Origin of the sequence: Phormidium sp. CCY1219 (assembly GCF_035615515.1) — a bacterium.
In the GTDB taxonomy this organism is placed as follows: domain Bacteria; phylum Cyanobacteriota; class Cyanobacteriia; order Cyanobacteriales; family Laspinemataceae; genus CCY1219.
Window position 1 is genome coordinate 1 of the sequence record NZ_JAJENT010000488.1, and the last position, 10,050, is coordinate 10,050.

At 50.7% G+C, this 10,050-nt stretch carries 5 protein-coding genes; 3 read left to right on the plus strand and 2 right to left on the minus strand.

Going from position 1 to position 10,050, the window contains the following annotated elements; translation table 11 throughout:
* Nucleotides 1–261: 261 nt before the first annotated feature.
* Nucleotides 262–1,332: an undecaprenyldiphospho-muramoylpentapeptide beta-N-acetylglucosaminyltransferase gene (murG, locus tag LKK83_RS12775; RefSeq protein WP_324631531.1), complete on the minus strand. Its 1,071-nt coding sequence runs from the start codon at nt 1,330–1,332 to the stop codon at nt 262–264.
* Between the two features lie 208 nt (nt 1,333–1,540).
* On the opposite strand from murG, the gene LKK83_RS12780 reads away from it, so the two are divergent.
* Complete coding sequence (locus tag LKK83_RS12780; protein WP_324631532.1) at nt 1,541–2,443, plus strand: nuclear transport factor 2 family protein; 903 nt, start codon at nt 1,541–1,543, stop codon at nt 2,441–2,443.
* Between the two features lie 429 nt (nt 2,444–2,872).
* Here LKK83_RS12780 and LKK83_RS12785 read toward each other — a convergent pair whose 3' ends face one another.
* Nucleotides 2,873–3,367, minus strand: coding sequence for a GtrA family protein (locus LKK83_RS12785; protein ID WP_324631533.1), 495 nt, complete (start codon nt 3,365–3,367; stop codon nt 2,873–2,875).
* 760 nt (nt 3,368–4,127) lie between these two features.
* On the opposite strand from LKK83_RS12785, the gene LKK83_RS12790 reads away from it, so the two are divergent.
* Both LKK83_RS12790 and sir read left to right on the plus strand, forming a co-directional pair.
* Nucleotides 4,128–6,803, plus strand: a complete 2,676-nt coding sequence (locus tag LKK83_RS12790; protein ID WP_324631534.1) for a diguanylate cyclase domain-containing protein — start codon at nt 4,128–4,130, stop codon at nt 6,801–6,803.
* 728 nt (nt 6,804–7,531) lie between these two features.
* A complete protein-coding gene (gene sir, locus LKK83_RS12795; protein WP_324631535.1) occupies nt 7,532–9,754 on the plus strand; it encodes a sulfite reductase, ferredoxin dependent in 2,223 nt (740 codons plus the stop codon).
* The last annotated feature ends 296 nt before the right edge of the window (nt 9,755–10,050 follow it).

The following is a 10,050-nucleotide window of genomic DNA, read 5'->3' on the forward strand; positions in this document are numbered from 1 at the left end:
AGTGGCAGCAGGTAGAATGAAGTTAATGGGGCAGGCAGGACTTATGTGCAATGCATGAATTGCTTTATGCCCGAGGAGGGGAGTTCGCTGGATGATGCGATCGCCTGTGACGGTGGGCAATGCCCACCCTACTACTAAATTTTCATCGGCGACAATTCGGACAATTGCCCCATTCGGGGCGGGGGAATAGATTGACTGCCAATTGAGAGCAACAATAGAGCGGAAAGCCGAAGAGTTTGGGGGGCGTTTTTGCCTGTGCCATTATTTCACGGGTTTAACCAAGTCGCGCACTAATTGAGCGAGGCGATCGCCACTATCGGGGACAGCCAAATTTCCGGTTGCCTCTGCCATTTTTGGCAAGATTTCTGGCGATTGCAATAACTCCAATACCTGAGATTGCAACTCCTCTGCGGTGAGTTTTTCTTGTCGATAAACCAATGCCGCACCGGCATCAGAAAACACAGAAGCATTGTAAGCTTGATGGTCCTCAGCGGCGAAAGGATAGGGAATCAAAATCGAGGGAGTGCGAGTCACTGCCAATTCCGTCAGGGTACCGGCACCGGCACGACTAATGGCTAAAGTTGCCCGATGAAACAAGCCGGCCATATTCTGATAAAATGGCTGAGAAATATAGTGGGGATGCTCGAAACTTTCGGCGTCGGGGTCGTTTTCGCCGGTTTGATGAAAAATCCAGGCACCGGCATCGATCCAGGCATTGGCGCATTGGCGCACCAGTTGATTGACAGCCACCGCCCCTTGAGAACCGCCGGCGACCACAATTAACGGGGCATTTTCCGGAATGGATACATCGATTGGCGGGTTTTCCAGGAATTGCGATCGCACCGGGGTTCCCACGCAAACCGTTTTTGCATGGGGGAGATACTGCGCCGACTTGTCGAAACCCACCGCCACCACATCACAAAAGCGACTGAAGGTGCGCGTCACTTTTCCGGGCAATGCGTTAGACTCGTGCAGGATAACCGGCAATCCCAAGGAACGGGCGGCGAGAATGGCGGGGGCGGCGATGTAACCGCCGGTGGAGAAGACGCCGTGAAATTGGCGCGTTTTCAGCAAGCGGCGCACCTGAAACACCGAACTCACCAGTCGGCTGGCGATTTTCAGGGTACCGATGCCAAGGCGCTGCTGAAATCCTTCCACAGAGATAGTGTGCAAGGGATAGCGATCTTTAATAATCTGGGTTTCCATGCGGTTAGGAACCCCGAGCCATTCAATATTGTAATCTGCAAGTCGTTCGGCGGTGGCGATCGCCGGGAACAAATGCCCCCCGGTTCCACTCGCAGCAATCAAGAGTTTAGTCGGTGTGGTTGCCAATTGATTTGCCTCTCCTGTCGGTTTAATTGGGTTGAATTATCCGGTGGTTATGTCAGCAATGCATTGCATCTCGAGCGATCGCTCTACATGCTCGCAAAACGCTAAGATCGAGAAGGAATGGACTGGCAGCATTTTCCGGAATCGGAAAGTCAGTCGGTGTTTTAAACACTTGCTGCCGCTTATCTCTACTGTATTATTGAAACCTCTGATGAGTAATCCGCTAACTTTACTGCAAGCGATTTTGCATTCTAAGCGCCAATCTGGTGCTGTGTCCATCCCGAAGCGTCTGCGATCGCCCATGCGTCGCGCCAAACCCTGGGCGGTAGTCGAATCGAGATTTTTTGCTTATTTCGTCCTCGGTTTAATCCTATGGTGTGCCGGGGGACACTCCGCGATGCGCGTACAGGGAGCTTTCGCCCAAACCCCACCGAGGGATTTAGAAAACATTGTGGAGCAAATTGATGCGGCTGCCAATCGCCAGGATATTGAGGCGGTGATGGATTTTTACAGTGCCAGTTTTATCAGTTCTGATGGGTTAACGCGAGACAATTTAGAAGCCGCTTTAGTTAAATTGTGGCAGCGCTATCCGAGTTTGAATTATCGCACGGAAATCGAGTCTTGGGAACGGGTGGGCAATGGGTATGTTGCCGAAACCGTGACCGAAATTACCGGCGTGCGAGAATTGCCACAGCGGGAGTTATCTCTATTGGCAACGGTGCGATCGCGCCAGCGTTATGAAAACCAAAAGGTTTTGCAGCAAGATATTTTAGATGAATCGAGTCGCATCACCTCTGGGGAAAATCCGCCGACCCTGAAAATTAATTTGCCGGAAGAAGTTCGCATCGGGCAACGGTATAATTTCGATGCGATCGTTCAAGAACCCCTAGGAGAGGATTTACTGCTCGGATATGCGGTGGAAGAACCGATTGGGGTGGATGGATATTTAACTCCTTCTGAGGTGGAATTAGAACCGCTTTCTGCCGGGGGAATTTTTAAAGTGGGCGAAGCACCTTTCATTCCGGATAATCGCTGGGTTTCGGCGATTGTGGTTCGCAAAGATGGTTTGACGATGGTCACTGAGCGCCTGCGAGTGGTGGAAGCGAATCCATAAGCAATGCGATCGCTTTGTTTGTATGGTCATTGGTCATTGGTCAATGGTCATTGGTCATTGGTCAATTATCAGTGACCATTTGTTATTGGTTACTTGGGTTAGGGAAATAATTGGTATCTGGGCAAATTGTAATTTTAAAAACTATTTATAACCGCTAATTTAAGAAGGTTTATGGTCGATTTACCCTACAAATAGCCGAGTTCGGCGGGGTAAGTTGGAATTTAGCCCTACCCTGACAAGGGCGGGGCTTTTTTGACCGCGTTTATTGTGAAAATCAGATGACATTAAAATTTTTAAAAGCGCTGAAAATAATCCACATCAAGAATAGAGAATTGAAACGGGGTCAAAGAGTGAGGAGAAACCAGAAACGGCTATCGAATTTGACTCAAACCAAAGGAAGACAATGGATTGAGGGAGTTTGGGATAACGTTACGGCTTTCTAGTGGAATCTTGGCGATCGCCTTGAGAAGGTTGAGAGGATTTTGAGCGTTTTGAGCGGTTGCGTTTGCCAAACACATGATATTTGGTTCCCGGATAAACCCAACAGAGAAAAACGGTATTTTTGGAAATCAACCAGGCGAGTTCCTCGAGGGGAATCAAATACTTTGCCAGCAGGGTGGTAGCGGTAGAATGGAGTACCAATGCACCGCCAACGACGATTATATAACGCCACACCGCTTCGGCAAAACTGTGTTTCATGGTACGAAAGACCCAGAATCGGCAAACCGTAAAGTGGAGCATGGCACCGACAAGAGAACCCAAGGCAGTAGAGGTGGGAATTGGCAGGGAGAATAAGCGGTGCAAAATGGTGAAAACCACAAAGTCAAGCGAAGTCGCCATCCAAGACGCCACGCTCATTTTACTAATATCGCGAATATGTTCTTCCAGTGCTTTGAAAACACTAGAGGTTCGAATCCATTCCATAGTTACTCAGGGATTACAACGGCAGCAATCTTATACCATACAAGGTCTGCGCGTCAGTTTTTTTGTGGCGCGATTCCCGACCTTGTGGCAATATTGGGGAGAAAGCTGCGATCGCACCCAAAAACCTGGCTTTCTCCGGTTCTGAACGAGGTGGCTAGTATTTGCCCCCATCATTACCATCAATGGGGTTTTTTGGCAGCGCTCAGGAATCGGCGAGTGCCAGTTTGCCAACTGGCTACTCCCCCGCCGCAAACCTTTTTTTCCTCGCTTAAACCCGAAGAATTTTGCACACCCTGTGGCTATAATTGTAGCGCATTTGAGGTTAGTTTACATCGCACGAAAGGCTGAAAGTCTTGTGGGTAGAAGATTTTAGAGTTGATTTTTCTGCGGTTTACTTGAATTTGACGAGAGCCACTTCAGTGCGCGAAACTGCCACAAACGGCAGGGAATCTGCGATAGCCGTGCATGAGGTACCTTACCCCTGATGGCTGTTAACCCCCCTCGGCTTGCGGGGGAAATTATGCTACTCTATGCAGACGAGCTTCGAGTGACGTACTCGCTATAGCCTTGGGCAAAACTTCCCTGTTTTAACAATTCCGTTCCCTCATCCAGCGCTTTTATTCCCCTCGGCGAATCTTTCACCTCTTGATGCTGTTTTTGGATTGGTCGCGACTCGCATCTTTCGAGGGGATGGGATCGGAGAAAATAAAATTAAAGAACTCGCCGAGTTGCGAGTAGGTCTAGCATGGAGGAGACGGTTGTGCAGCCGAGACAGAAGCGATCGCCACTCGATCGGGATTTTCAATACCACAACAGCGATGGTTGCGGGTGTGAATACGCGCAAGGGGAAGAAAAACGTTTGCAGTTTTGCCAAGAACTTTGCAATCGACCCGCATCCCTGAGCGATTATCGCCACCTTTGCGAAACCTTGTCATCATTTTATTTTATTTTAGATAAGCAAGGCGCGATCGCTTCGGTGAGTGCGATCGCCGATCGACGACTTGGCAATTCCGGGCAAGGGGCAAGCGATCGCTGTTTTCTGCACCTGATTCATCCAGAAGATCGAGAAAGCGCCTACATCGCCTTGTGGCAACCCGCAGATAAATCCGCCTGCGAAAACCCATCGTCACCTCATCTCTCCTTTCTCCCCACCCCTTTAGGTAGACCTTGGGAAGGAAGATTGCTTGCCTCGAATCAAGCTTCGGTGTGGGTTCGCATTCGTCTGTATCAACTCCCCTCCGGGGACAATTTACCCCCCACAGAACTATCCCTTTCAAACCAAGCTAAAATTACGTCACTTTCCCCAATCCAATCCGAAGCCTCTTCTTTGGTAAAAACCCCATTGCCTTCTCCCCATTTAGACCTCAATCAATTTTTAGGAAAATCCCAGAATAATCATTGCCTATTTTGTTCGCCTTTGTTTCTATTCGCCTGTGAAGACATTAGCGAAGTGAAAAATTATAAAAAACAACTTGAAGAACAGCGGCAGTTTGTGGGCAAAGTTTTAGAGGCCACAGATATTTTAGTTCGCAATTTTGTCACCACGGTACTGGATACCACCAATTCTTTAGTGGTCGTTCTCGATCCAGAAGCCAAAGTCGTGAGCTGCAATCATGCTTGCGAGACGGTGACGGGATATTCTTTTGAAGAAATCAGCAATCAAGTGGTTTGGGATTTATTTCTCCTCGAGGAAGAGGTTGAGTCGTTTCAAGAGGTGTTGAGCGCCTTGTCAGCCGGAGAATTTCCCCTACAGCACGAAACCACTTGGTTAACCCGCCAGGGAGAGCGGCGAATCATTTGCTGGTCGATGACGGCGATTTTTGAGATGGATAATCAACTCAAATACATTATTTGTACGGGCATTGACATGACCGAACGTCGTCAAGCAGAAAAGGCGCTGCGGTTGAGCGAAGAACGGTTGAGAACTCAATACAAAAGTCTGCCAATTCCCACTTTTACTTGGCAGCAAGTGCGGGAGTCATTTGTGTTAATTGACTACAACGATGCTGCAGCGGAAATTTCTCAGGGAGATTTGCATCGATTCCAGGGCAAAACGGCAGAGTTGCTGTACCCTGAAAGACCAGAAATGGTGCAGCAATTGTGGCAGTGCTATGAAGAAAAAGCCACGGTAAAAGGGGAAATGCTTTATCGATTTCCCGCCACAGAACAGCCCAAATACTTTGCTTTGACCTATGTGTTTGTGGCACCGGATATGGTGATGGTGCATAAAGAAGATATTACGGAACGCAAGCAGTTAGTGGTGACGCTCAAACAGCAAGCGCAAAGGGAGCGATTGATTGGGCGAATTCAAGCACGTATTCGTCAATCTTTGCAGTTGGATGAGATTTTGAAAACAGCGGTGGCGGAAGTGCGCGGGTTTTTGCAAGCGCAACGGGTGGCAATTTATCAATTGAACAATTCTAAAGAGGGAGAAAATGTCGGTTGCGGCGGTGGGTTTGTGGTGGAGTCGCGCGAGTCGAGTTGTTCGTCTTTGATGGAAGTGTCGCCGCCACAAACGGATTTTGTGGAAACCTTTGGGGGCGGATTCCGGGAAGGGGAAGTCGGGGCGATCGCCGATATTGAAACGGCAGGTTTGGACGAACTCCACAAACGCCAAATGCAAGCTGCTGATATTCGCGCTCATTTGCAAGTGCCGATTTTGATTCGCGAACCGGACAATTCCGGGGCGGAAGTTGGTGGGCGATCGCCCATTCAGTTGTGGGGGTGGTTGTGTGCCGATTCCTGTTCCGAGGTTCGTCAGTGGCAAACCGGGGAAATTGAGGTGTTGCAACAGCTTACAGTGGAATTAGCGATCGCCATCCAACAAGCCCAACTTTATCAACAGTTACAGCTTGCCAATCAAGAATTGCATCGTTTAGCAACGGTTGACGAACTGACGAGGGTGGCAAACCGTCGCCACTTTGATGCGTACCTGATGCAGCAGTGGCAGGAGTTAAGCCACGGACAGATTCCCCTATCCCTAATTTTATGCGATATCGACTATTTCAAGCCCTATAACGATTTTTACGGTCATCCTGCAGGCGATCGCACCTTGCAGCAAGTGGCGGGGGCGATCGCCCAGGAAGACCGAAACACGGGAGAGTTAGTGGCGCGCTATGGTGGGGAAGAATTTGTGGTGGTGTTGCCGAATACCGCCCTAGCTGATGCGGTAAAGAAAGCACAGGAGATTCGTCAGCGGGTGAGATCCCTGGCGATCGCCCATGACGCTTCACCTATCCACGGGATCGTCACCCTAAGTTTAGGGGTCGCAACCCTGATACCCGATCCAACTCGCCCGCCAGATAGGTTGATTGCGGCGGCGGATGGGGCGCTTTATCGGGCGAAGGAAAACGGGCGCGATCGCGTGGAAGTGGCATCCCTAGAGGCGGATAATCCCCATTCCGCGCGCCAGTGGACCCTCGAATTCAAAGCGTAGGTACTTCTTCCAGGGATGAAACGCCCTTTCCATCCCCGGGAAAATCGGGCAAGCGCTTCGCAAAAATGGAAAGTTGTTTCGCTTTGAGTTTCCGGTATCTGTGCTGCGGCTTTTTGGGCTAGATTAATCTCGGGAAGCGGAATTTTATCGGTGGATTTCGAGGGTTTGTAGTGGCATGGTAGGGGAAAACCACCGGGGGATTTTTATTTTATTACAGCCAGGAAAGTGCAGCCAAATCACGGCCACGATCGCTTCTGGTTAATGAGGATTTGGATGTAGCAATAAAACCGCTAGGCGCAAGGCAAAGCGGTGGGCAAATGAGTAAAAAATCCTACTTTTGCTAGGGAACGAGAAAAATAATTCGGATTATCATTGCTTGCGGCGCGGCGAAAATGAGGCGCGATCGATTGTCAACTCCTCCTAACCCGGTGGGGAAAATCTCAGTGCTGGTAATGGAGAAAAAAGATGGCAGCATTTGAGTGAGGCTAGGCGCAAAACGCGAACCTCAGACGCGATCGCATTACTCTCACAGACAAAAGCGAGAGTCCTGGCGCGCCGCAAAACCGAAGGCGGTAACATTATTTAACATTTTCCGGGGCTGAATGGATCCTAATTTGCCCCTCGATCCCTTAAATTAGGAAAGGCGATGATAAAATCGAAAAACATCGCTATCTCGACCGGGGTACCGGACATAAAATATAGCGTCTGCCCAATTCAATCTAGTTCTCATGGTTCAATCATTGAACGAAACACCCACTCCCACCGAGTCAAACCGGAAGCTGAACAAGCTCGAAGGCGTCAAAGAACACAGCAACTTTTTGCGCGAACCTGTCGCCACCGAGTTGCGAGAGGATACGACTCATTTTTCACATGATGGGTATCAGATTCTCAAATTTCACGGTTCCTATCAACAAGACAACCGGGATAACCGGGTCAAAGGGCAAGAGAAAGACTACCAATTCATGCTGCGGACGCGCTCTCCAGCGGGATACGTGCCGCCGCAGCTCTATCGCGCCCTCGATCGCCTCTCGGAAGAATACGGCAATCATACCCTGCGGACGACCACCCGCCAGGGCTTCCAGATGCACGGGATCTTGAAAAAAGACCTGAAAACCGTATTCCGCGAAATCATCCAGAACATGGGATCCACTTTGGGAGCCTGTGGCGACCTGAACCGCAATGTGATGGCACCGCCGGCTCCCTTTGTCAACCGTCTGGAATACGATTGTGCCCGCAGATACGCGAATAATATCGCCGATTTGCTAACCCCTCAAACCGGCGCTTACTACGAAATTTGGCTCGATGGGGAAAAAGCAATCAGCGGCGAAGAAAGCCCCGCCGTAAAAGAGGCGCGCCAACGCAATGGCAACGGCACCATCGTCCATGACGCGGAAGAACCAATCTATGGCCAGCACTACATGCCGCGCAAATTCAAGTGCTGCGTCACCGTACCGGGGGATAACTCGGTGGATATTTATTCCCAGGACCTCGGCTTGGTGGTGATTCTCGACGAGAGCGGTAGATTAGAAGGATTTAACGTACTTGCCGGGGGCGGATTGGGTCGCACCCACAACAAAGAACAAACCTTCGCCCGCGCCGCCGATCCAATTGGCTTTGTCCCCAAAGACGACATTTACGATCTAGTAAAAGCGGTGGTAGCCACGCAACGGGATTATGGCGATCGCCGCGATCGGCGTCATGCCCGCATGAAATACCTCCTGCACGACTGGGGCGTAGAAAAATTCCGCAACACCGTTGAGCGCTACTTTGGCAAACCCCTCGACCCCTTCAGACCTCTGCCGGCATTCAAGTACCAAGATTTCCTCGGTTGGCACGAACAAGGGGACGGCAAACTCTTCTACGGCATTTCTGTGGAAAATGGCCGCATCAAGGATGAAGGCTCTTTTCAGCTCAAAACCGCCCTGCGGCAAATTGTGGAACAATTCAACCTGCCAATGGTGGTGACGCCACACCATAACCTGATTCTGGGCGATATCTCACCGGAACAACAGCGCGATATCGAACAAATCCTACAACACTGCGGCATCCAACGCGAAACCGATATCGACCCCTTGGTGCGCTACGGGATGGCTTGCCCCGCCTTGCCTACTTGTGGCTTAGCCATTACGGAATCGGAACGGGTGATGCCCTCGGTTCTGGAACGGATTCGCGCTCTTTTAATTAAAGTCGGCTTGCCGCAAGAACATTTTGTGGTGCGAATGACCGGCTGCCCAAATGGTTGCGCTCGTCCCTATTTGGCAGAATTGGGTTTGGTGGGCAAAACCCCGGGCAGCTATCAAGTCTGGCTGGGAGCTGACCCCCATCAAACTAGATTGGCGCACCCTTACATCGAAAGCTTACAGATAGAAAATCTAGAAGCTGCCCTCGAACCCCTGTTTGTCTACTATAAACAAGAGCGTCAGCATCAAGTAGACCCGGAAAGCTTTGGGGATTTTTGCCATCGGGTTGGGTTTGAGGCGCTACGACGCTTTGCCGCTACTTATTCTGACTCCAATACTTCGGCTTCATCCACGGAAATGCCCGATCGCGAACCGTTTAGTGCAACGTCCGAACCTATGCATACTCCCAATCCCGACCCCATGCAAACTCCCAATCCGCAACCGATGTCGGCTCCGTCTTCCGAACCGGTGCAAGACTCTCCTCCCGCATCGGTTCAACCGAATCCCGCACCGGCGGAAATGGTCTCTACTCCACCCCCCCAGACGGAACAAACTCCCCCGGTTTCGCCGAGTTCTCCGGCCCCGGAAGGTGGCACTGAGGAGGGTCAACCGGCTCCGACTCCGGCGCGCCCACCCCGTCGCCGGATTAATGTCAGCAATGAAATCTATCTTCAGCTTAAAGCTGAGGCGGCGCGTCAGGGTAAGCCGATGAGTCAGTTGGCGGGGGATGCTCTGGATACTTACTTGAAAAATTTGCCGCAATCTGAGTAATCTCCCTCGGTTTGGTTCGGTCTCGATCGCCGATCGAACAGCCCCAAACCGACTGAGTATTTTCTCCCCGTTTGTATTATTATCCCGCGATCGCCTTCGTTGTAGGGACAAGGCACTGCTTTGTCCCTACCTTGGCTCCCCGGGTTGATTTGTATCCAGCGGGAACACCGCTCGGGAACTACTTTTCCCCTGCGATCGGGATTTAGGGTGACAAAACCTGTCAGCACCCCGCTCTGAAGTAGCGGGGCTTCGTGCCTCGTTAATTTAGGTAGCTGACCCGCCTAAGTGCCTCACGC